At 74.0% G+C, this 20,488-nt stretch carries 19 protein-coding genes; 8 read left to right on the forward strand and 11 right to left on the reverse strand.

Annotated elements, in window-relative coordinates:
* Positions 1-43 precede the first annotated feature (43 nt).
* The 5 genes from ACFWW8_RS09035 to paaA all read right to left on the reverse strand — a co-directional run bounded on the left by ACFWW8_RS09035 (position 44) and on the right by paaA (position 3,718).
* A complete protein-coding gene (locus tag ACFWW8_RS09035) occupies positions 44-1,159 on the reverse strand; it encodes a 2Fe-2S iron-sulfur cluster-binding protein (RefSeq protein WP_386525614.1) in 1,116 nt (371 codons plus the stop codon).
* Positions 1,160-1,672 carry a 1,2-phenylacetyl-CoA epoxidase subunit PaaD gene (gene paaD / locus ACFWW8_RS09040; RefSeq protein WP_386525616.1) on the reverse strand — a complete coding sequence of 171 codons (513 nt, stop codon included), beginning with the start codon at positions 1,670-1,672 and terminating at the stop codon, positions 1,160-1,162. It abuts the gene before it with no gap.
* Positions 1,666-2,358, reverse strand: a complete 693-nt coding sequence (gene paaC, locus ACFWW8_RS09045) for a 1,2-phenylacetyl-CoA epoxidase subunit PaaC (protein ID WP_386525772.1) — start codon at positions 2,356-2,358, stop codon at positions 1,666-1,668. The genes paaD and paaC overlap by 7 nt, the downstream gene beginning before the upstream one ends.
* 77 nt (positions 2,359-2,435) lie before the next feature.
* Entirely contained in the window at positions 2,436-2,720 is a 285-nt protein-coding gene (paaB, locus tag ACFWW8_RS09050) for a 1,2-phenylacetyl-CoA epoxidase subunit PaaB (RefSeq protein ID WP_386525619.1), read from the reverse strand.
* On the reverse strand, positions 2,717-3,718 hold the full coding sequence (gene paaA / locus ACFWW8_RS09055; protein WP_386525622.1) for a 1,2-phenylacetyl-CoA epoxidase subunit PaaA: 1,002 nt from the start codon (positions 3,716-3,718) through the stop codon (positions 2,717-2,719). The genes paaB and paaA overlap by 4 nt, the downstream gene beginning before the upstream one ends.
* A gap of 134 nt (positions 3,719-3,852) precedes the next feature.
* Here paaA and ACFWW8_RS09060 point away from each other — a divergent pair, with 134 nt between their 5' ends.
* The 3 genes from ACFWW8_RS09060 (at position 3,853) to ACFWW8_RS09070 (ending at position 7,109) form a co-directional block, all read left to right on the forward strand.
* Positions 3,853-4,539, forward strand: coding sequence for a DUF5819 family protein (locus ACFWW8_RS09060; protein ID WP_386525625.1), 687 nt, complete (start codon positions 3,853-3,855; stop codon positions 4,537-4,539).
* Positions 4,540-4,616: 77 nt separating this feature from the next.
* Positions 4,617-5,879 carry an HTTM domain-containing protein gene (locus ACFWW8_RS09065; protein WP_386525628.1) on the forward strand — a complete coding sequence of 421 codons (1,263 nt, stop codon included), beginning with the start codon at positions 4,617-4,619 and terminating at the stop codon, positions 5,877-5,879.
* Between the two features lie 474 nt (positions 5,880-6,353).
* Positions 6,354-7,109 (forward strand): TrmH family RNA methyltransferase, encoded by a 756-nt coding sequence (locus tag ACFWW8_RS09070; protein ID WP_386525631.1) that lies wholly within the window; start codon positions 6,354-6,356, stop codon positions 7,107-7,109.
* Between the two features lie 19 nt (positions 7,110-7,128).
* Here the strand turns inward: ACFWW8_RS09070 and paaN are convergent, their stop codons facing one another.
* Positions 7,129-8,811: a phenylacetic acid degradation protein PaaN gene (gene paaN, locus ACFWW8_RS09075; protein WP_386525634.1), complete on the reverse strand. Its 1,683-nt coding sequence runs from the start codon at positions 8,809-8,811 to the stop codon at positions 7,129-7,131.
* A 124-nt stretch (positions 8,812-8,935) separates the two neighbouring features.
* Between paaN and ACFWW8_RS09080 the strand changes: the two genes are divergently transcribed.
* Together ACFWW8_RS09080 and ACFWW8_RS09085 are read left to right on the forward strand one after the other, a co-directional pair.
* Positions 8,936-10,456 (forward strand): 3-hydroxyacyl-CoA dehydrogenase, encoded by a 1,521-nt coding sequence (locus ACFWW8_RS09080; RefSeq protein WP_386525636.1) that lies wholly within the window; start codon positions 8,936-8,938, stop codon positions 10,454-10,456.
* Entirely contained in the window at positions 10,453-11,043 is a 591-nt protein-coding gene (locus ACFWW8_RS09085) for a TetR/AcrR family transcriptional regulator (protein WP_386525638.1), read from the forward strand. The genes ACFWW8_RS09080 and ACFWW8_RS09085 overlap by 4 nt, the downstream gene beginning before the upstream one ends.
* A gap of 111 nt (positions 11,044-11,154) precedes the next feature.
* Here the strand turns inward: ACFWW8_RS09085 and ACFWW8_RS09090 are convergent, their stop codons facing one another.
* Positions 11,155-11,715: an Lrp/AsnC family transcriptional regulator gene (locus ACFWW8_RS09090; protein ID WP_386525640.1), complete on the reverse strand. Its 561-nt coding sequence runs from the start codon at positions 11,713-11,715 to the stop codon at positions 11,155-11,157.
* A gap of 177 nt (positions 11,716-11,892) precedes the next feature.
* Here ACFWW8_RS09090 and pdhA point away from each other — a divergent pair, with 177 nt between their 5' ends.
* Genes pdhA through ACFWW8_RS09105 form a run of 3 tightly spaced genes read left to right on the forward strand, consistent with a single transcriptional unit; the run spans position 11,893 to position 15,397 of the window.
* Entirely contained in the window at positions 11,893-13,026 is a 1,134-nt protein-coding gene (gene pdhA / locus ACFWW8_RS09095) for a pyruvate dehydrogenase (acetyl-transferring) E1 component subunit alpha (RefSeq protein ID WP_386525775.1), read from the forward strand.
* Entirely contained in the window at positions 13,026-14,042 is a 1,017-nt protein-coding gene (locus ACFWW8_RS09100; protein ID WP_386525643.1) for an alpha-ketoacid dehydrogenase subunit beta, read from the forward strand. The genes pdhA and ACFWW8_RS09100 overlap by 1 nt, the downstream gene beginning before the upstream one ends.
* The gene (locus tag ACFWW8_RS09105) at positions 14,042-15,397 is read left to right on the forward strand and encodes a dihydrolipoamide acetyltransferase family protein (protein ID WP_386525645.1); all 1,356 of its coding nucleotides are present in this window, start codon (positions 14,042-14,044) and stop codon (positions 15,395-15,397) included. Before ACFWW8_RS09100 ends, ACFWW8_RS09105 begins: the two co-directional genes overlap by 1 nt.
* 432 nt (positions 15,398-15,829) lie before the next feature.
* Here the strand turns inward: ACFWW8_RS09105 and ACFWW8_RS09110 are convergent, their stop codons facing one another.
* The 4 genes from ACFWW8_RS09110 to ACFWW8_RS09125 form a co-directional block, all read right to left on the reverse strand.
* A complete protein-coding gene (locus ACFWW8_RS09110) occupies positions 15,830-16,807 on the reverse strand; it encodes an NAD(P)H-quinone oxidoreductase (RefSeq protein ID WP_386525647.1) in 978 nt (325 codons plus the stop codon).
* A gap of 63 nt (positions 16,808-16,870) precedes the next feature.
* Positions 16,871-17,971, reverse strand: a complete 1,101-nt coding sequence (locus ACFWW8_RS09115) for a potassium channel family protein (protein WP_386525649.1) — start codon at positions 17,969-17,971, stop codon at positions 16,871-16,873.
* Complete coding sequence (locus ACFWW8_RS09120) at positions 17,959-19,341, reverse strand: molybdopterin molybdotransferase MoeA (RefSeq protein WP_386525651.1); 1,383 nt, start codon at positions 19,339-19,341, stop codon at positions 17,959-17,961. Before ACFWW8_RS09120 ends, ACFWW8_RS09115 begins: the two co-directional genes overlap by 13 nt.
* Complete coding sequence (locus tag ACFWW8_RS09125; protein WP_386525653.1) at positions 19,338-20,309, reverse strand: NTP transferase domain-containing protein; 972 nt, start codon at positions 20,307-20,309, stop codon at positions 19,338-19,340. The genes ACFWW8_RS09120 and ACFWW8_RS09125 overlap by 4 nt, the downstream gene beginning before the upstream one ends.
* Positions 20,310-20,488 lie beyond the last annotated feature (179 nt).

Here is a 20,488-nt window from a genome sequence, read left to right on the forward strand (position 1 = left end):
GCCGGGACGGCGTTCGGTCGGCGGTCCGGGGCGGCGGTCCGGGTCAGCGGTCGAAGTCGATCTCCACTTCCTCCGTCACGGCGTGCGACTGGCAGGCCAGGACGAACCCGGCCTCCGTCTCCTCCTCTTCGAGGGCGAAGTTCCGCTCCATCCGCACCTCGCCCGTCACGAGGAAGGCCCGGCAGGTGCCGCACACACCGCCCTTGCAGGCGTACGGGGCGTCGGCGCGATTGCGCAGCACCGCGTCCAGCAGGGACTCCCCGTCGCGGACCGGCCAGGTGCCCGACCGGCCGTCGAGCCGTGCGGTGACGCGCCCGTGGGCGGGCGCGGCGGACGTGGCCGCACGGGTGGGTGCCGCCGTGTCCTCGACGTGGAAGATCTCCTCGTGGACCCGGTTCCGGGCGACGCCGAGGGCGCCGAGCGCCCGTTCGGCGCCCTGCACCAGGCCGTACGGCCCGCACAGGAACCAGCCCGTCACCTCGGCGACCGGCAGCAGGGCGGGCAGCAGCGCCGCCAGTCGCTCCTCGTCGAGGCGGCCGGAGGGCAGGCCGGCCTCCTGTTCCTCACGGGAGAGGATCGTCACCAGCTGGAAGCGGGCGGGGTAGCGGTCCTTGAGGTCGGCGACCTCGTCCAGGAACATCGTCGACGCGGCGCTGCGGTCGCTGCGCACGAGACAGAACCGGGCGTCGGGCCGGGCGGCCAGCAGGGTCGCGGCGATGGACAGCACGGGGGTGATCCCGCTGCCGCCGACGACGGCGGCGTAGTGCCCGCCGGCCGGTGCGGCGGCCGGGTCCAGGACGAACCGTCCGGCCGGGACCATCACGTCGAGCACGTCCCCGGCTGCGATCTCCTTGTGCGCGAACGTGGAGAACTCGCCGCCCTCCACCAGCCGCACCCCGACGCGGAGCAGCTCGGGGCCCGGGCCGTCCGGGGCCGGTGCGGCGGAGCAGATCGAGTACGTGCGGCGGACCTCCACCCCCTCGGGAGTGGTCCGGCGCAGGGTCAGGTGCTGGCCGGGGGCGTGCCGGTACTCGGCGCGCAGGTCGCCGGGGACCTGGAGGACCAGGGCCACCGCGTCCTCGGTGAGGCGCTCGACCGAGGCCACCGTGAGCGGGTGGAACGCGCCGTGCCGGGTGGCCGGCCGGAGTGCCTCGGCCATCTACAGCTCCTTGAAGTGGTCGAACGGTTCGCGGCAGGCGACGCAGCGGCGCAGGGCCTTGCACGCGGTGGAGGAGAAACGGCTAAGCAGTTCGGTGTCGGTGGACCCGCAGTTCGGGCAGCGCACCGAGAGGGTCAGCGGGACGGGACCGCCGGCCGCATGCGGCCGGGGCGGGGCGATGCCGAACTCGGCCAGCTTGCGGCGTCCTTCGGCGGAGATGTCGTCGGTGGACCAGGCGGGGGCCAGGACGGTGGCCACCCGCACGTCGGGCATGCCGCGGTCGTTCAGGACCCGCTCGATGTCGGCGGACATCGCCTCGATGGCCGGGCAGCCGGTGTAGGTGGGGGTGAGGGTGACCTCGACGTGGCCGTCCTCGCACACCCGCACCCCGCGCATGACGCCGAGCTCGGAGAGCGTGAGGACGGGCAGCTCGGGGTCGGGCACGGAGCCCGCGAGCTCGGCCAGTTCGGCTTCGAGCCGGGTCGTCGCGGCCGTTCCCGCGCCGGTCACCACGACGCCCCCGGGTGGCTGCGGTGCAGGTGCTGCATCTCTGCGAGGAGCCTGCCGAACGGCTCGGTGTGCAGGCCCTGCCGGCCGGCTCCGGCCGCCCAGGCCCCGGTGCGCGGCCCTTCGGGCAGCGCCAGCCCGGCCCGCTCCAGCACGGCGGTGACGGCGGCGAGCCAGCGTGCCTCCAGGGCGGCCGGGTCCAGCCCGTCGAGACCCTCCACGGGCTGGAACATCTCACCCGTGTACCGCCACAGCGCGTCGAGGGCCGCCCGCATGCGGGCGCGGCTCTCCGGGGTTCCGTCACCGAGGCGCAGGGTCCACTGCTCGGCGTGGTCGCGGTGGTAGGCGGTCTCCTTCACGGCCTTGGCCGCGAGCGGGGCGAACGGGCCGTCGCCCCGGGCCAGTTCCCCGTAGAGCTCGTGCTGGTAGAGGGAGAAGAACAGCTGACGGGTGATGGTGTGGGCGAAGTCGCCGTTCGGCTGCTCGACCAGCTGGAGGTTGCGGAAGGACCGCTCCTCGCGCAGGAACGCGAGCTCGTCCTCGTCGCCGACCAGGGACAGCAGGACGCGGGCCTGGCCGAGGAGGTCGAGGGCGATGTTCGCGAGCGCGACCTCTTCCTCCAGGACGGGGGCGTGGCCCGCCCACTCGCCGAGGCGGTGGGAGAGGATCAGCGCGTCGTCCCCGAGGGCCAGGGCCGCCGCAGCGGAGCTGTCGCGGAGGGTGCCGGGTCCGGCCTCGCGGGCGGTTCCACGGGCGGTGTCGGTGCCGGTCACAGGTGGCTCAGCCCCTCCGGGACGTCGTAGAAGGTGGGGTGCCGGTAGGGCTTGTCGGCGGACGGGGCGAAGAACGGGTCCCGCTCGTCCGGCGACGAGGCGGTGATCTCGGTGGAGGGCACCACCCAGATCGAGATGCCCTCGCCGCGCCGGGTGTAGAGATCGCGGGCGTTGCGCAGGGCCATCTCCGCGTCGGGGGCGTGCAGGCTGCCCGCGTGCGTGTGCGACAGGCCGCGCCGCGAACGCACGAACACCTCCCACAAAGGCCAGTTCTGCGTCATACCCGTGCCTCCTCGGTCTGTCCGTCGTTCTTCGCGGCCTGCTTGTCCGCATAGGCCGCCGCCGCGTCGCGCACCCAGGCGCCTTCCTCGTGCGCCGCGCGCCGGCGGCCGATCCGCTCCGCGTTGCAGGGGCCGTTGCCCTTGAGCACGTCCCAGAACTCGGTCCAGTCGATCGCGCCGAAGTCGTGGTGCCCCCGCTCCTCGTTCCACTTGAGGTCCGGGTCGGGCAGGGTCAGGCCCAGCGACTCGGCCTGCGGGACGGCGATGTCCACGAAGCGCTGGCGCAGCTCGTCGTTGGAGTGGCGCTTGATGCGCCAGGCCATCGACTGCGCCGAGTGCGACGAGGCGTCGTCGGGCGGGCCGAACATCATCAGGGACGGCCACCACCACCGGTCGACCGCGTCCTGCGCCATCGCGTGCTGTGCCTCGGTGCCCCGCGAGAGGGCCATGAGCAGCTCGAACCCCTGGCGCTGGTGGAAGGACTCCTCCTTGCAGATCCGGACCATGGCGCGGGCGTAGGGCCCGTAGGAGCAGCGGCAGATCGGCACCTGGTTGGTGATGGCGGCACCGTCGACGAGCCAGCCGATCGCACCGACGTCCGCCCAGGTCAGGGTGGGGTAGTTGAAGATCGAGGAGTACTTCTGCTTGCCCGCGTGGAGCTTGTCGAGCAGCTCGTCGCGGCTGGTGCCCAGCGTCTCGGCGGCGCTGTACAGGTACAGCCCGTGGCCGGCCTCGTCCTGGACCTTGGCCATCAGGATCGCCTTGCGGCGCAGCGAGGGCGCGCGGGTGATCCAGTTCGCCTCGGGCTGCATCCCGATGATCTCGGAGTGGGCGTGCTGGGCCATCTGGCGGACCAGGGTCGCGCGGTACTCCTCGGGCATCCAGTCGCGCGGCTCTATGCGATCGTCCGCCGCCACGGCGGCGTCGAAGGCGGCTGCGAGCCGCACGAGGTCCGTGTCGTGCGTGCCGTGTCCCGTGTCCGGGGTCACTGCCGTCATCCCGGCTCCCTGTCTGAGTCTGCCGTCCGCCCGACCGACCGATCGTTCGGTTCATCCTCTTCAATGGTGAGACGGCGGCCCGTAGGGTGTCAACCTCTGTGGTGAACCTGTGGACGGCCGATGATCGGGGCGGGATGGATTCGAACGAGCGAAAGCCCGCCGAGGGCACTGCTCAGCCCCCGCCTCCACCCCCGGTGCAGCCTCCGCCGAGGCCGCCCGGAATCGCCGGTCTGAGCACTCCGTACCGCGTCGTCGCGGCCCTCGCCCTCGGGGCGGTCGCCGTGGCGGCCTGCTCCCACCTGGCACTCGTCTTCCTGCACGTGGCGCCCGCGAACACGGTCAGCCGGGAGCACGCGCGGACGATCGACGGCTGGATCTATCCCGAGTTCGAGCAGAACTGGAAGCTCTTCGCGCCCAACCCGCTCCAGCAGAACATCGCGGTCGAGGTCCGGGCACAGGTGCGGACCGGCGGCGGCGACCTGATCACCACCGGCTGGCGCGACCTGTCCGCCGAGGACGGCGCGGAGATCCGCCACAGCCTGCTGCCGAGCCACACCGAGCAGAACGAGCTGCGGCGGGCCTGGGACTTCTTCACTGGCTCCCACGACGCGGACAACAAGCCGAGCGGCGAGCGCGGCGAGCTGTCCGAGGAGTACCTGCGGCGGATCGCGATGGACCGGATCGGGCCGGACCACCGGGACGGGCACGTGCTGCGGATCCAGCTGCGCTCGGTGACGAGGGCGGTGCCCGCGCCCGAGTGGAGCACCGAGACGACCGACACCCAGACGTACTACCGGGAGCTGCCGTGGTGGACGGTGTGAGGCCAGGGGGCCCGGGGGGCCCGGGGGGCCCGGGGGGCCCGGCGGGTCCGGCAGGTCCGGGTCCCGGGGAGGGTTCGGTGCCGGGGCCGAGGGCGGTGGCCGGGAGGCTCCGGGCTTCGGCCGGGCGGGGGCTGGCGAAGGTCTCCGGGCAGGCCCTGGGCCCGTACCAGAGCGCCGTCATCCGCATCGGCTTCAGCGGGACCTGGCTCTTCTTCCTGCTCCGGGAGATCCCGAACCGCGCCGAACTGTACGGGCCGGACGGCCCGTGGAGCTTCGGGCTGGCGGAGCGGCTGATCGCCTCGAACCGGGCCTTCACCGTGCTGATGTGGTCCGACTCCACCCTGTGGTTCGAGATCGTCTACGCGGTGTCCGTGCTGGCGAGCGCGGCGCTGATGCTGGGCTGGCGGACCCGCGGCACGTCCGTGGTGTTCATGGTCGGGGTGCTGTCGCTGCAGAACCGCAGCGTCTTCATGGGGGACGGCGGGGACAACGTCATCCACCTGATGGCGATCTACCTGGTGCTGACGCGGTGCGCGCAGGTGTGGTCGCTGGACGCCCGCAGGGCCCGTCGGCGCGGTTCGGCGACGGCCGGCGCCGGTGGGCCGGTGCTGTGGGGGGTCCTGGGCGCGGCGTTCGCGTACGGGGCGGCGACCGGGCGGTTCGGTTACGGCTGGCTGGCCGCCTTCGCGACGCTGTGGGTCGCCACCGCGCTGTGGTGGATGGTCGACCGGTACGAGGCGGAGGGGGAGGGGCGGGCGACGCTGGACGTCCTGGCGAACCTGCTGCACAACGCGGGCATGCTGGTGATCATGGCGGAGGTCTGCCTGATCTACGCGACCGCGGGGTGGTACAAGATCCAGGGCTCGCGGTGGCAGGACGGAACCGCGCTGTACTACCCGCTGGGGCTGGACTACTTCACCCCGTGGCCGGGGCTGTCGGCGCTGGTGGCGGGCAGCGGGACGCTGGTGATGCTGCTGTCGTACGGGACGGTGGCGGTACAGGTGGCGTTCCCGTTCACGCTGTTCAACCGGCGGATCAAGAACGTGCTGCTGGCGGTGATGATGCTGGAGCACGCCGGGATCGCGGTGCTGCTGGGCCTGCCGTTCTTCTCGCTGGCGATGATCGCCGCTGACGCGGTGTTCCTGCCGACGGGGTTCCTGGTGTGGTTCGGGGCCCGGGTCGGGGGTCTCCGGCCGGGGGGCGGGGTGTCTTCGCCCGTGCCGACCGCGGGCTCGGCCTCGGTGCCGGTGGGTGGGGCCGGTTTGCTTCCGGCGCCTGCCGAGGGGGAGTCCGCGGCCGTCCCGACGCCGGATCCGGAGCCGAGCCCGAGCGGGCGCTGACCCCGACCTGCGGCGCCGTTCCCGGGGGCTCCGCCCCCCGTCCCCCGCGCCTCAAACGCCGGCAGGGCTGGATGAGGGCCTCAAGCGGGCGCGGGGCGGGGGAACTCAGGGGGGCCACGGCTGAGGGCGGCTCCGGGCGTCGGCGGACGTGCCGGGGCGCCGTGAGCGGGCGCGGCGTGGGGCGTGGGCCTGCAGCGTTCGCGCGGCTGTGTGGGGTGTGCCTGGGGCGTTCGCGGGGCTGTGGGGGCGCCTGGGGCGTTGGCGGGTTTGTGTGGGGTGGGCCTGCAGCGTTCGCGCGGTTGTGCGGGGTGTGCCTGGGGCGTTCGCGGGGCGCCAGCAGAGTTGGCGGGGCTGTGGGGGGCGCCTGGGGCGTCGCCGGGGTTGTGCGGTGGGCCTGCAGCGTTGGCGGGGGCCTTCGGTCCGCTCGGAGTTGGGTGGGGCTCGAACGGGCGGGGTGGGTCGTAGGGTCGGGGGATGAGTGAGGATGCGGGAGTCGGGGACAGCGCGCGGGTGTGGCGGGAGGGCGCCGGGCGGGGGGACCTCGTGCTGCTGGACGGGTTCCACGCGCTGAAGCACGCCCTGCGCTTCGGGGCGCGGGTCGAGGTGGTCGTCGCCGACGATCCCGCCGCCGTACGGGCCCTCGCGGCCGAGCTCGCCCCGGACGTCGGGCCCGAAGTGGACCGGCTCGTGCGCCGGGCGGAGCTGAAGGACCTGTTGGCCCGCGTGCACCCCACCGGGGTGGCCGCACTGGCCGTACGGCCCGACCGGGAGGCCGGCCGCGCCGCGCTCGGGCGGCTGCCGCGGCCCGCGCCGGTGGTGGTGCTCGACAACCCCCGCAACCTCGGCAACGTCGGGGCCGTCGTCCGCCTGGCCGCCGGCTTCGGCGCGACCGGCGTGGTCACCCGCGGCGACCTCGACCCCTGGCACCCGAACGTGGTCCGGGCCGGGGCCGGGCTGCACTACGCCACCACCGTGGACCGGGTCGAGCTGGAGGAACTGCCCCCGGGGCCGCTGTACGCGCTCGACCCGGAGGGCGAGGACATCCGCTCCCTCACCCTCCCGGACGACGCCCTGCTCGCCTTCGGCTCCGAGCGCCACGGCATTTCGCCCGAGCTGCGCGCCCGGGCCGACCACCTGGTCTCCCTGCCGATGCGGCCGCAGGTCTCCAGCTACAACCTGGCGACCAGCGTGGCCATGACCCTCTTCCACTGGGGCGGCCCGAAGGACTGACCGGCCGCCCCCGGGAGCCCTACGCCTGGCGGCGGACCTCCACCACGCGGAACCGGTTCGCGACGAAGGCACCGTCGCACAGGGCCGCGTTGGCCGCCGGGTTGCCGCCGGAGCCGTGGAAGTCGGAGAACGCGGCGGTCTGGTTGACGTACACCCCGCCGGTCAGGTTCAGCGAGAGCTGCGCCGACTCCTCCAGGCAGACCTCCTCGATGGCCCGCTCGGTGTCCGCCGACGTCGTGTACGCGCCGACCGTCATGGCGCCCTTCTCGCGCACCGTGCGGCGCAGCAGGTCCAGCGCGTCCGCCGTGGAGTCGACCGCCACCGCGAAGGAGACCGGGCCGAAGCACTCGGAGAGGTAGGCCGCGTCCGGGTCCGGCTTGCCGGCGTCGAGCTTGACCACGACCGGGGTGCGGACGACCGCGTCGGGGAAGTCGGGGTTCACCACCTCGCGGGAGGCCAGCGCGACCTCACCGAGGGAGGCGGCCGCCTCCAGCCGGGCCTTGACGTCCGGGTTGACCAGGGCGCCCAGCAGCGCGTTGGCCCGGGCGTCGTCGCCCAGCAGGCCGCCGACCGAGGCCGCGAGGTCGGTGACGACCTCGTCGTACGTCTTGTGGCCGGCGTCCGTGGCGATGCCCTCGCGGGGGATCAGCAGGTTCTGCGGGGTGGTGCACATCTGGCCGCTGTACAGGGACAGCGAGAAGGCCAGGTTGGAGAGCATGCCCTTGTAGTCGTCGGTGGAGTCCAGGACGACGGTGTTGACGCCGGCCTTCTCCGTGTACACCTGCGCCTGGCGGGCGTTGGCCTCCAGCCAGTCACCGAACTCCGTGGAGCCCGTGTAGTCGATCAGCTTGATCTCGGGGCGCACCGCCAGGGTCTTCGCGATGCCCTCACCGGGCCGCTCCACGGCCAGCGCGACCAGGTTCCGGTCGAAGCCGGCCTCGGCGAGCACCTCGCGGGCGACCCGGACGGTCAGAGCCAGCGGGAGGACGGCGCGCGGGTGCGGCTTGACCAGCACGGCGTTGCCCGTGGCCAGGGAGGCGAACAGGCCCGGGTAGCCGTTCCAGGTCGGGAAGGTGTTGCAGCCGATCATCAGGGCGATGCCGCGCGGGACCGCCGTGAAGCTCTTGCCGATCTCCAGCGGGTCGCGCTTGCCCTGCGGCTTGGACCAGTCGGCGCTGCCGGGGACGCGGGTCTGCTCCTCGTACGCGTAGGCCACGGCCTCCAGGCCGCGGTCCTGGGCGTGGGGCCCGCCCGCCTGGAACGCCATCATGAAGGCCTGGCCGCTGGTGTGCATCACCGCGTGCGCGAACTCGTGGGTGCGGGCGGAGATGCGGGACAGGATCTCGATGCAGACCAGCGCGCGGGTCTCGGGGCCAGCGTCGCGCCAGGCGCCCATGCCGGCGCGCATGGCGGGCAGCAGGACCTCCGGGTCGGCGTGCGGGTACTCGACGCCCAGCTCCGGGCCGTATGGCGACACCTCGCCGCCGACCCAGCCGTCCGTACCGGGCTGGTCCAGGTCCAGCCGGGTGCCGCGCAGGGCCTCGAAGGCGGCGAGCCCGTCGGCCGGGGCGGTCTCCCCGTACGCCTTGGGGTGTTCGGGGTGCGGGGACCAGTAGGCACGGCTGCGGATCGCCGACAGGGCCTGGTCCAGGGTGGGCCGGTGCTGGGCGGACAGCTGGGGGACGGTGAGCTCGGCGGCCATCAGGGACCAACTCCTCATTGAGCCGGGCGAAGGAGAGCAGACTGGAGTTAGAGTAACCGAACGATCGGTCGGGACAAGAGGGCCCGGCGGACCTGTGGATAAGTCGGTGCGGGAGGATCGGGTCATGACAGCAATCGAGCGGTCCCGGACTGTGGCGGTCGTCGGCGCGGGCACCATGGGCCAGGGCATCGCCCAGGTCGCCCTCCTCGCAGGTCACCGCGTGCTGATCTACGACATCAACGCCGCGCTCGCCTCGGACGGCGCCGGCATCGTGCAGGACCGCGTCGAGCGCATGGCGGCCAAGGGCCGCATCGACCGGACCGAGGCCGAGGACGCGATCTCCCGGATCGCGCCGGCCGCCGGTCTCGCGGACCTCGCCGCGGCCGCCCTCGTCGTCGAGGCGGTCGTCGAGGACGCCGGGGTCAAGCGCGCGCTCTTCCGGGCCCTCGAAGAGGTCGTCGCGCCGGACGCGCTGCTGGCCACGAACACCTCCTCCCTCTCCGTCACCGAGCTCGCCGCCGGCCTCGCGCACCCCGGCCGCTTCCTCGGCCTGCACTTCTTCAACCCGGCCCCGCTGCTCCCGCTGGTCGAGGTGGTCAGCGGCTTCGCGACCGACCCGGCCGCCGCCGAGAGCGCGTACGCCACCGTCCTCGGCTGGGGCAAGACGCCGGTCCGCTGCGCCGACACCCCCGGCTTCATCGTGAACCGGATCGCCCGCCCCTTCTACGCCGAGGCCTTCGCGGTGTACGAGGAGCAGGGTGCCGACCCGGCCACGATCGACGCCGTGCTCCGCGAGAGCGGCGGCTTCAAGATGGGCCCGTTCGCGCTGACCGACCTGATCGGCCAGGACGTCAACGAGGCCGTGACCCGCTCGGTGTGGGAGTCCTTCTTCCGCAGCCCCAAGTTCACCCCCTCCCTCGCGCAGTGCCGCCTGGTCCAGTCGGGCCGCCTCGGCCGCAAGTCGGGGCACGGCTGGTTCCCGTACGGTCCGGACGCCGTCCTGCCGCAGCCGCACACGGCCGGGCCCGAGGAGGCGCCCGCCGAGGTCACCGTCGTCGGCGACCTGGGTCCGGCGTCCGAGCTGGCCGCCCTGCTGGAGGAGGCCGGGATCGCCGTCACGGCCACCGAGCACGGCGGCCCGTACATCCAGCTGCCCGGCGAGGGCCAGCTGGTCCTCGCGGACGGCAAGACCTCCGTCGAGTTCGCCGACGTCGTCTACTTCGACCTCGCGCTCGACTACCGCGGCTGCACCCGCGTCGCGCTCTCCGCGAGCGCGGACACCAGCGAGCGGACCCTGGCGGAGGCGGTCGGCCTCTTTCAGAAGCTCGGCAAGAAGGTCTCCGTCATCGGGGACGTCCCCGGCATGATCGTCGCGCGGACGGTGGCGATGCTGATCGATCTCACCGCTGACGCCGTCGCCCGCGGGGCGGCCAGTGCCGAGGACGTGGACACCGCGATGCGGCTCGGCGTCAACTACCCGCTCGGCCCCGCCGAATGGCACGACCGGCTCGGCCGGGACTGGGCGTACGACCTCCTCCACCACCTCGACGAACGGTGTCCCGGCGGTCGGTACGCGCCCTCGCTGGCGCTGTTCAAGCTGGGCTACGCGGCGGGCGACGAGGACGAGTCGGGGGACACGGAGTGACGACGGCCAAACGGGACACCTACACCCCCGAGACGCTCCTGTCCGTGGCCGTGCAGGTCTTCAACGAGCGCGGCTACGACGGCACGTCGATGGAGCACCTGTCCAAGGCCGCCGGCATCTCCAAGTCCTCGATCTACCACCACGTCGCGGGCAAGGAGGAACTGCTGCGCCGGGCCGTCAGCCGCGCCCTCGACGGGCTGTTCGCCGTCCTGGAGGAGCCGGCCGCGGTGCGCGGGCGCGCCGTCGAGCGCGTCGAGTACGTCACCCGCCGCACGGTGGAGGTCCTGGTCTCCGAGCTGCCGTACGTGACGCTGCTGCTGCGCGTACGGGGCAACACCCGGACCGAGCGGTGGGCCCTGGAACGGCGCCGCGAGTTCGACCACCAGGTCGCGGAACTCCTCAAGGACGCCGTGGCCGAGGGCGACCTGCGCGCGGACGTGGACATCCGCCTCGCGACCCGTCTGCTCTTCGGCATGGTGAACTCGCTGGTCGAGTGGTACCGGCCGCATCCGGGCACGAGCCAGGACCAGCTCGCGGACGCGGTGGTCAGCATGGCCCTGGACGGCCTGCGGACCGTCCGGGACTGACCTCGGGCGCCCGGCCGGCTCGGGGCACGGTTCGCCCCCGGACCGCCCCCGGACCGCCCCGGGAGGGGTCCGCGCCGTACGCACCGCGCCGTACGCACCGCCCCGTACGGCCTAGTCCTCCGTGATCGTCGGTCCGGTGGGCTGGCCCGGTCCCGGGGCCAGCAGGTCCGTCTCCTCGAACACCAGCAGGGTGCGGGTGGAGAGCACCTCCGGAATGGACTGGAGGCGGGTCAGCACCAGCTCGCGCAGCGTGCGGTTGTCCGGGGTGTGCACCAGGAGCAGCACGTCGAAGTCCCCGCTGACCAGTGCGATGTGCGCGGCGCCCGGGAGCTCGCGGAGCTGTTCGCGGACCGTGCGCCAGGAGTTCTGGACGATCTTCAAGGTGATGTAGGCGGAGGCGCCCTGACCTGCCCGCTCGTGGTTCACGCGGGCGGTGAACCCGCGGATCACCCCGTCGTCGATGAGCCGGTTGATGCGGGCGTACGCGTTCGCCCGCGAGACGTGCACCTGCTCCGCCACCGACCGTATCGACGCGCGGCCGTCCGCCTGCAGCAGCCGCATGATCGACCGGTCGATCGGGTCGAGGGGGCGGGGCGGCACCGGAGGGACCCCGGAGGGGCCCCCCGGCGGGACCGGCGCGGAACCCGCGCCGGCCATTTGTTCATCCGGCATTGCCCGATGCCTCCCTCTCCTGGACGTCCTGCACCCATCCCAGGGCCCCGGCGCCAGTTTGTCCACAGCCTGGAGCCGCCTGTAGCCAAATTGCGCGGACAACCGAACAATCGGTAGGTGAGGCGCCTCACACCCGAGGCGTCCCTGCCCGCTTCCCACGAGGAGGTGTACGCCGCCATGACGGTCCAAGAGCTGCCCGGTGCCGGTGCGTCCCACCGGTCCACCCCGCCGCCCGCCTGGAGGCCCCGCACGGACGCCGCTCCGCTGCTCCCGGACCCCGAGCCCTATCGGGTGCTGGGCACCGAGGCGGCGGACCGGCTCGACCCCGTGCTGATGCGGCGCTGCTACGCCGAGCTGGTGCGCGGCCGCCGCTACAACGCGCAGGCCACCGCGCTCACCCGGCAGGGCCGCCTCGCCGTGTACCCCTCCACCGTCGGCCAGGAGGCCTGCGAGATCGCGGCCGCCCTGGTCCTGGAGGAGCAGGACTGGCTCTTCCCGAGCTACCGGGACACCCTGGCGGCCGTCGCCCGCGGACTGGACCCCGTCCAGGCGCTCACGCTGCTGCGCGGCGACTGGCACACCGGCTACGACCCGCGCGAGCTGCGGATCGCCCCGCTGAGCACCCCTCTCGCCACCCAGCTGCCGCACGCCGTCGGACTGGCGCACGCGGCCCGGCTGCGCGGGGACGACGTGGTGGCCCTCGCCATGGTCGGAGACGGCGGCACCAGCGAGGGCGACTTCCACGAGGCGATGAACTTCGCGGCGGTCTGGCAGGCACCGGTGGTCTTCCTGGTGCAGAACAACGGCTTCGCGATATCCGTCCCGCTCGCCAAGCAGAGCGCCGCCCCGACCCTGGCCCACAAGGCCGTGGGGTACGGGATGCCCGGCCGGCTGGTCGACGGCAACGACGTCGCCGCCATGCACGAGGTGCTCTCCGAGGCCGTCCGGCGCGCCCGGGCCGGTGGCGGACCGACCATGATCGAGGCGGTCACGTACCGCATCGAGGCCCACACCAACGCCGACGACGCGACCCGCTACCGCGGGGACGCCGAGGTCGAGGCGTGGAAGGCGCACGATCCGGTCCTGCTGCTGGAGCGCGAGCTGACCGCCCGCGGCATCCTCGACGAGGAGGGCATCCGGGTGGAGCGCGAGGCGGCCGAGGAGATGGCGGCGGCGCTGCGCGAGGGGATGAACGCCGATCCCGTGCTGGACCCGATGGACCTCTTCGCGCACGTCTACGCGGAGCAGACCGGCCGGCTGCGCGAGCAGGCGGCCACGCTCCGTGCGGAGCTGGAAGCGGAGGACGAGTGATGACGACGGCCACGGCGAAGGCCAAGGCACCGGCCAAGCCGGCCACGATGGCGCAGGCCCTCACCCGGGCGATGCGCGACGCGATGGCGGAGGACCCGACCGTCCACGTCATGGGCGAGGACGTCGGCACGCTCGGCGGGGTCTTCCGGATCACGGACGGGCTGGCGAAGGAGTTCGGCGAGGAACGCTGCACGGACACCCCGCTCGCGGAGGCCGGCATCCTCGGCGCCGCGGTGGGCATGGCGATGTACGGGCTGCGGCCCGTCGTCGAGATGCAGTTCGACGCGTTCGCGTACCCGGCCTTCGAACAGCTGATCTCGCACGTGGCGAAGATGCGCAACCGCACCCGGGGCGCGATGCCGCTGCCGATCACCATCCGCGTGCCGTACGGCGGCGGGATCGGCGGGGTGGAGCACCACAGCGACTCCTCCGAGGCGTACTACGTGGCGACGCCCGGCCTGACCGTGGTGACCCCGGCGACGGTCGAGGACGCGTACGGGCTGCTGCGCGCGTCGATCGCGAGCGACGACCCGGTGATCTTCCTGGAGCCGAAGCGGCTGTACTGGTCGAAGGCCGACTGGTCGCCGCAGGCACCGGCGCAGGTCCCGGGCATCGGGAAAGCGCTCGTGCGGCGCAGCGGCACGAGCGCGACCCTGATCACCTACGGGCCGTCGCTGCCGGTGTGCCTGGAGGCGGCCGAGGCGGCCCGCGAGGAGGGCTGGGACCTGGAGGTCGTGGACCTGCGCTCGCTGGTCCCCTTCGACGAGGACACCGTCGTGGAGTCCGTACGCCGGACCGGGCGCGCGGTGGTCGTGCACGAGGCGGGCGGATTCGGCGGACCCGGCGCGGAGATCGCGGCCCGGGTCACCGAGCGGTGCTTCCACCATCTGGAGGCACCGGTGCTGCGGGTGACGGGCTTCGACATCCCGTACCCGCCGCCGATGCTGGAGAAGTACCACCTGCCCGGTGTGGACCGGATCCTGGACACCGTGGCCCGCCTGCAGTGGGAGAACTGATGCCGCAGGTGATGGAGTTCAAGCTGCCGGATCTCGGCGAGGGCCTGACGGAGGCCGAGATCGTGCGCTGGCTGGTGGCGGTCGGCGATGTCGTCGCCATCGACCAGCCGGTCGTCGAGGTCGAGACGGCCAAGGCGATGGTGGAGGTGCCGTGCCCCTACGGGGGCGTGGTCACCGCCCGTTTCGGTGAGGAGGGGCAGGAGCTTCCGGTGGGGGCTCCGCTGATCACCGTGGCGGTGGGCGCGGCCGCGGGGACGGAGCCGGAGCCGGAGGACTCCGGTTCGGAGTCCGGCGCACCGGAGTCCTCCGGATCGGGGAACGTGCTGGTGGGCTACGGCACGGACCACTCCCGCCCGGCGCGTCGGCGGCGGGTGCGACCCGCCACCGCCGAGGCCGCGGCTCCCGCTCCGGCCCGTGCCCCCGCCGCGGTCCGTGCGCCCGCTCCTGCGGCCGCGGCGCCGGTCTCCGCCCCGGCGGCCGTCTCCGCCGGGCCGGTGGCCGTCATCTCGCCGATCGTGCGCAAGCTGGCCCGGGACCACGGGGTCGACCTGCGGGCGCTGCGCGGGTCGGGCCGCGAGGGCCTGATCCTGCGCGCGGACGTCGAGGCGGCGCTCTCGGCCGCGCCGGCCGCCGCCGAGGCCGCCCCCGTGGAGGCGGCCGGGGTGCGGGGCGAGCGGGTTCCGCTGAAGGGCCTGCGCGGGGTCGTCGCGGAAAAGCTTTCGCGCAGCCGCCGGGAGATCCCGGACGCCACCTGCTGGGTGGACGCCGACGCCACCGAGCTGATGGCCGCCCGTACCGCGATGAACGCCGCGGGCGGGCCGAAGATCTCGGTGCTGGCCCTGCTGGCGCGGATCTGCACGGCCGCCCTCGCCCGGTACCCGGAGCTCAACTCCACGGTGGACCTGGCGGCGGGCGAGATCGTCCTGCTCCCGGCGGTGAACCTGGGCTTCGCCGCGCAGACCGAGCGGGGCCTGATGGTCCCGGTGGTCCGCGACGCGCAGGGCCGCAGCGCGGAGGCCCTGTCGGCGGAGTTCGCCCGCCTGACGGAGCTCGCGCGGGCGGGGAAGCTGGCACCGTCCGACCTGACGGGCGGCACCTTCACCCTGAACAACTACGGGGTGTTCGGGGTCGACGGCTCCACGCCGATCATCAACCATCCGGAGGCGGCCATGCTCGGCGTCGGCCGGATCATCCCCAAGCCGTGGGTGCACGGCGGGGAGCTGGCGGTGCGGCAGGTCGTCCAGCTGTCGCTGACGTTCGACCACCGGGTGTGTGACGGGGGAACGGCGGGGGGTTTCCTCCGCTACGTCGCGGACTGTGTCGAGTCGCCGGCGGTGCTGTTGCGCGGCCTGTAGCTCGGGCGCGGGCCCGGCGGGGTGGTGGTCCGGCTCCGCCGGGACGGGCTGCTGTCGTTCCCCGTCCTGCCGTGCCGTGCGGTGGCGCTTTCGCGCCGTGGTGGCTTCCGCCGGGCCGGTGCCGGTGCGGTGGTCGGTGGGGTGCCGGTGCCGGTGCCGCTGCCGCTGCGCGGGGCTGGTCCCCGACCCGCCCTTCCACCGTTCCCCGGGCGCTGCCCGGACCCGCCGGGGCTCCGCCCCGGACCCCGCGCCTCAAACGCCGGCGGGGCTGAGGATTGGCCCCCGGCGGGGTCGGTGGGTCAGGGGGGGCGCGGGGTTGGGGGGTTACCGGGTCACCGGGCCCTCGGCAGGGACGGTGGGTCGGTGGGTCACCGGGCCCTCGGCAGGGACGGTGGGGCGGTGGGTCACCGGGCCCTCGGCGGGGGCGGTGGGTCAGGTTGTCAGCAGCAGTTTGCCCACGTGGCCGCTGGACTCCAGGACCCGGTGCGCGTCCGCGGCCCGGGCCATCGGAAACGTCTCGTGCACCACCGGCCGCACCCGCCCCGCCGCGATCAGGGGCCATACGTGCTCGCGTACGGCCGCGATGATGGCGGCCTTCTCCTCCAGCGGCCGCGCCCGCAGCGAGGTGGCGGTGATCGCCGCCCGCTTGGCCAGCAGCGCGCCCAGGTTCAGTTCGGCCTTGACCCCGCCCTGGAGGCCGATCACCGCCAGCCGGCCGTTGACGGCCAGGGCGTCCAGGTTCCGCGCGAGGTACTTCGCCCCCATGATGTCGAGGATCACGTCCGCCCCGGCACCGCCGGTCGCGGTCCGCAGTTCCGCCACGAAGTCCTGCTCGCGGTAGTCGATCAGGACGTCCGCGCCCAGTTCCGCGCAGCGCGCCAGCTTCTCGGGGCCGCCCGCCGTCACCGCGACCGTGGCACCCACCGCCTTCGCCAGCTGGATCGCCATCGTCCCGATGCCGCTGGATCCCCCGTGCACGAGCAGGGTCTCACCGGGGCGCAGCCCGGCCACCATGAAGACGTTGGACCACACCGTGGCGACGACCTCGGGCAGCGCGGCGGCCGTCACCAGGTCCACGCCCGCCGGGACGGGCAGGAGCTGCCCGGCCGGAACGGCCACCTGCTGCGCGTACCCGCCGCCGGACAGCAGCGCGCAGACCTCGTCTCCCACCGACCAGCCGGACACGCCGGGCCCGATCGACGCGATCCGGCCGGAGCACTCCAGGCCGGGAAAGCGGGAGCTGCCGGGCGGAGGGTCGTAGAAGCCCTGGCGCTGGAGGACGTCGGCGCGGTTCACGGCGCTCGCCGCGACCTCGACGAGGACCTCGCCCTCGCCCGCCACCGGATCGGGTACGTCGGTCCAGACGAGGGCCTCGGGGCCGCCGGGCTGCTCGATGGTGATCGCATGCATGGCCCGGAGGCTACGCGAACGAGCCCCCGCGGCGCAGCATCCGCCGGGGCGGCGCCGGTGCTCCTACTCGGCGGGTCCCAGTATCACCGGCGGTGAACTCGGCGGCGCCGCCCGCACGATGGTGATGAGGCGGTCCGTCAGCTGCAGCGGGCTGGCGTGCGAGTCGTCGTACGCCAGCAGCCGGTGCCCGCGCAGCACGCTGACCACGAGGTCGTTCGTCTCCCGCACCGACTTGCCGACCTCGGCCTTGGTGACCGGCCGTTCGATCAGGTCGAGGCCGCTGCCCTGCTGGATCAGGTCCTCCATCACCGTGCCCGCGCTGGGGCTGAGGACCGACAGACCCAGCAGCCGGCCGGCCGCGCTCGCGCTGGTGATGACCGCGTCCGCGCCGGACTGGCGCAGCAGCGGAGCGTTCTCCTCCTCGCGCACGGCGGCGACGATCTTCGCGCCGCGGTTGAGCTGGCGGGCGGTCAGCGTCACCAGGACCGCCGTGTCGTCCCGCTGGGTGGCGATGACGACCTGACGGGCCTTCTGGAGCTCGGCCCGCAGCAGGACTTCGGAGCGGGTGGCGTCGCCGACGACCCCGGTGAAGCCCTCCGCGTTCGCCATGTCGATCACCTTGGCGCTCGGGTCGACGATGACGACCTGCTCCTTGGAGAGGCCGGTGGCCAGCAGCGTCTGCAGGGCGGAGCGGCCCTTGGTGCCGAAGCCGACGACGACCGTGTGCTCACGCAAGTTCTTCCTCCAGCGGTTCAGCCGCCACTCTTCTCGGGTCCGCTCGGTCAGCACTTCCAGGGTCGTGCCGACCAGGATGATCAGGAACAACACCCGCAGCGGGGTGATGAACAGGACGTTCACCAGCCGCGCGCTGGCGCTGTACGGGACGATGTCGCCGTACCCGGTCGTCGAGAGGGTGACGGTGGCGTAGTAGAGGCAGTCGAGGAGGTCGACCTCCTCGTTGGCGTTGTCGTGGTAGCCGGCGCGGTCGAGCCAGACGATGAGGACCGTCAGGAACAGTACGAACAAGGCCATCACCAGGCGCTTGGTGACCTGGGCGAGCGGCCTTTCGACGATGCGTTTGGGCAGCTTGATGCGCCGGGAGACGAGCTTCTCGTCCGCCCCCCGGGCCATGGCGTCCTGGCCGTGGAGTTTCACGTGAAACATCCTCCCGAAGCCCAGGGCAGATCGAGAATCTCCAGCTCCTGTCCCGACCGTGCTCCGTGCGCCGGTACGACGGCCAGCGCGTCGGCGGCCGCCACCCCGCGCAGCATCGCCGGTCCGTTGTAGCGAAGCGGTACGGCGTGTTCGCCGTTCAGCAGAACCGGCACCAGCCGGGTGTCGTGCGGGTGCCCCGGGACGTCGCCCTGAACCGCCGCCGCGTAGCGCGGGCGCCGACGGCGGCCCGCGAGGGCGCGCAGCAACGGTTCGGCGAGGGTGAGCAGCCCGGAGACGGCGGCGAGCGGGTTCCCGGGCAGGCCGACCACGTACCGCGCGTCCGACGGGTCGCCGACGCGGGCCAGCAGCATCGGGTGTCCGGGCCGTACGGCGACCCCGTCGACGAGCAGTTCGGCGCCGGCCCGGCGCAGGACCGGGTGGACGTGGTCGACGGGCCCGGATGCGGTGCCGCCGGTGGTGACGATCACGTCGGCGGTGGAGGTGGTGACGGCCTTCAGCAGGGCCTCGGCCCCGGCGGGGTCGTCGCCGAGCCGACGGGTTCCGGTGACCTCGGCGCCGAGGCGGGTGAGCCAGGGGGCGAGCAGGGGGCCGAGGGCGTCGCGGATCAGGCCGTCGTGCGGGAGGCCGGAGGTGAGCAGCTCGTCGCCGAGCACCAGGATCTCCACGCGGGGTCGGGGCCGGGTGGTCAGCTCGTCGTACCCGGCGGCCGCGGCCAGGCCGAGCACGGCCGGGGTGACCAGGGAGCCCGCGGGCAGCAGCAGGTCGCCGGAGCGGCACTCCTGGCCGCGAGGGCGGATGTCCTGGCCGGTGAGGACGCGCCGGTCGGCGAAGAGCTGGGCGCCGTGCTCGCGGCAGTGCTCGCTGCGGATCACGGCGGTGGTCTCGGCGGGGATCCGGGCCCCGGTGGCGATCCGTACGGCCTCCCCGTCGGTGAGGGGCCCGGGGCGTTCGGAACCGGCGAGGGCGTCGTCCCCGGTGCGTACAGTCCAGGGGCCGGGGCCGGCGACGGCCCAGCCGTCCATGGCGGAGGTGTCGAAGGACGGCAGGTCGGTCAGCGCGTCCAGGGGCGCGGCCAGCACCTCGCCGAGGGCGTCGGCGAGCGGAACCCGGTGGGTGCGGGGCCGTGCGGCGGTCCCGGCGCGGACAGCGGTGTCCCGGGCCCGCTGCCAGGCGGCGGCGCGGTGGTCCTCGGCTCCGGCGGCCGGTCCGGAACCGGGGGTGCGGCTGACGAGGGCCAGGGCCTCTTCGAGGGCCTGCTCGGTGGAGCCGGCGGGCCCGGCGGCTCCGGCGGACTCGGCAGGCCCGGCCGTTTCCGTCGGGGTCCCGTCCAGGGCGTGGCCGGCGTCGGTGGGGGTCATCCGGAGCCGTTCTGTCGGGGGCCGGCCTGTCGGGGGGCGGTGGTGGCGTCGGTCTCGGCGCCGGCGTCGGTGGTGGCCCCGGGCCCGGTTCCGGGGGCGTCCTCGGTCTCTGCCTCCGCGGCCCAGCGCAGGGCCAGGTCGGCGGCCTTGCGGGTGGCCTCGGCGACGGCTTCGACGGGGTCGGCGCCGGCGGCTTCGGCCCGGGCCGCCGCGTAGCCGACCAGGAAGGTGGTCAGCGGGGCGGCGGGCCGGGCGACGCCGTGGGCGGCGTCACGGGCGAGGTCGAGCAGGGCTGCGGTGTCGACGCTCAGGTCGATGCCCAGCTCGTTCTTGACGGCGGTGATCCATTGCTCCAGCACGGTTCCATGCTCCCTGATCCGGGCGCGGGCGGCGGCGAGATCGTCCCAGGTGTCGCAGTCGAAGGAGGCGAGTGGCCCCGCGTCGACCCGGGCGAGGTCCAGCGCGGCGGTGAGCGAGCGCAGCGGGAGCCCGGCGAGGCCGTCCCGCTCGGCGGCGAGGCGGGCCAGCGCACGGCGGAGCGGGGCCGTCCGGTAGACGGCGACGAGGGGCTGGTCGCGGCCGTCGGGGTCGCGCAGCAGCGCGCCGTCCCGCCGGGTGTCGCGGCCGGGGTCGGTGTGACCGCCGGGGGCGGCCAGCAGGGTGCGTACGGTCGCCCGGTCCAGGAACGGCAGGTCGGCGGAGAGGACGAGCACCCGCTCGGCGGTGGTCCCGCGCAGCCCGGCGTCCAGCGCGGCCACCGGGCCGCCGCCGGCCGGCTCCTCACAGGCCCAGCGCACCGGCCGGACGGTGGCCCGGCGGCCGCCGACCACGACGGTGGTGACGGCGTCGGGGCAGGCGTCGAGGACGCGGTCGAGGAGGGTGCGGCCGCCGACGCTCAGCGCGGGCTTGTCGGCCCCGCCGAGTCGCCGGGCGGCGCCGCCCGCCAGGACGATCGCGTCGTAGCTCATGCCCCTGAGTATGCGCGGCCCATGTCCCCGGCGGACACCCGCCCTTACCCACCCCTTACCCCCACCCCTCCGGACCCCGCCGGACCTGCGCCTCAAGCGCCGGCGGGGCTGGGGGTGTGGCGCGGATGCCGGGGTGCGCATGCTTGCGGGCCCGTGCCGGGGTGCGCATGCCGGCGGGC

It is taken from the genome of Streptomyces sp. NPDC058701 (assembly GCF_042715295.1).
Classification (GTDB): domain Bacteria; phylum Actinomycetota; class Actinomycetes; order Streptomycetales; family Streptomycetaceae; genus Streptomyces.

Excerpts from the sequence above, each read along its gene's own strand:
- paaB (WP_386525619.1), bottom strand. The coding sequence starts at position 2,720 with ATGACGCAGAACTGGCCTTTGTGGGAGGTGTTCGTGCGTTCGCGGCGC.
- ACFWW8_RS09120 (WP_386525651.1), bottom strand. The coding sequence starts at position 19,341 with ATGACCCCCACCGACGCCGGCCACGCCCTGGACGGGACCCCGACGGAA.
- ACFWW8_RS09070 (WP_386525631.1), top strand. The coding sequence starts at position 6,354 with ATGAGTGAGGATGCGGGAGTCGGGGACAGCGCGCGGGTGTGGCGGGAG.
- ACFWW8_RS09110 (WP_386525647.1), bottom strand. The coding sequence starts at position 16,807 with ATGCATGCGATCACCATCGAGCAGCCCGGCGGCCCCGAGGCCCTCGTC.
- ACFWW8_RS09090 (WP_386525640.1), bottom strand. The coding sequence starts at position 11,715 with ATGCCGGATGAACAAATGGCCGGCGCGGGTTCCGCGCCGGTCCCGCCG.
- paaA (WP_386525622.1), bottom strand. The coding sequence starts at position 3,718 with ATGACGGCAGTGACCCCGGACACGGGACACGGCACGCACGACACGGAC.
- ACFWW8_RS09080 (WP_386525636.1), top strand. The coding sequence starts at position 8,936 with ATGACAGCAATCGAGCGGTCCCGGACTGTGGCGGTCGTCGGCGCGGGC.
- ACFWW8_RS09115 (WP_386525649.1), bottom strand. The coding sequence starts at position 17,971 with ATGTTTCACGTGAAACTCCACGGCCAGGACGCCATGGCCCGGGGGGCG.
- ACFWW8_RS09125 (WP_386525653.1), bottom strand. The coding sequence starts at position 20,309 with ATGAGCTACGACGCGATCGTCCTGGCGGGCGGCGCCGCCCGGCGACTC.
- pdhA (WP_386525775.1), top strand. The coding sequence starts at position 11,893 with ATGACGGTCCAAGAGCTGCCCGGTGCCGGTGCGTCCCACCGGTCCACC.
- ACFWW8_RS09060 (WP_386525625.1), top strand. The coding sequence starts at position 3,853 with ATGGATTCGAACGAGCGAAAGCCCGCCGAGGGCACTGCTCAGCCCCCG.
- paaN (WP_386525634.1), bottom strand. The coding sequence starts at position 8,811 with ATGGCCGCCGAGCTCACCGTCCCCCAGCTGTCCGCCCAGCACCGGCCC.
- ACFWW8_RS09100 (WP_386525643.1), top strand. The coding sequence starts at position 13,026 with ATGACGACGGCCACGGCGAAGGCCAAGGCACCGGCCAAGCCGGCCACG.
- ACFWW8_RS09105 (WP_386525645.1), top strand. The coding sequence starts at position 14,042 with ATGCCGCAGGTGATGGAGTTCAAGCTGCCGGATCTCGGCGAGGGCCTG.
- ACFWW8_RS09035 (WP_386525614.1), bottom strand. The coding sequence starts at position 1,159 with ATGGCCGAGGCACTCCGGCCGGCCACCCGGCACGGCGCGTTCCACCCG.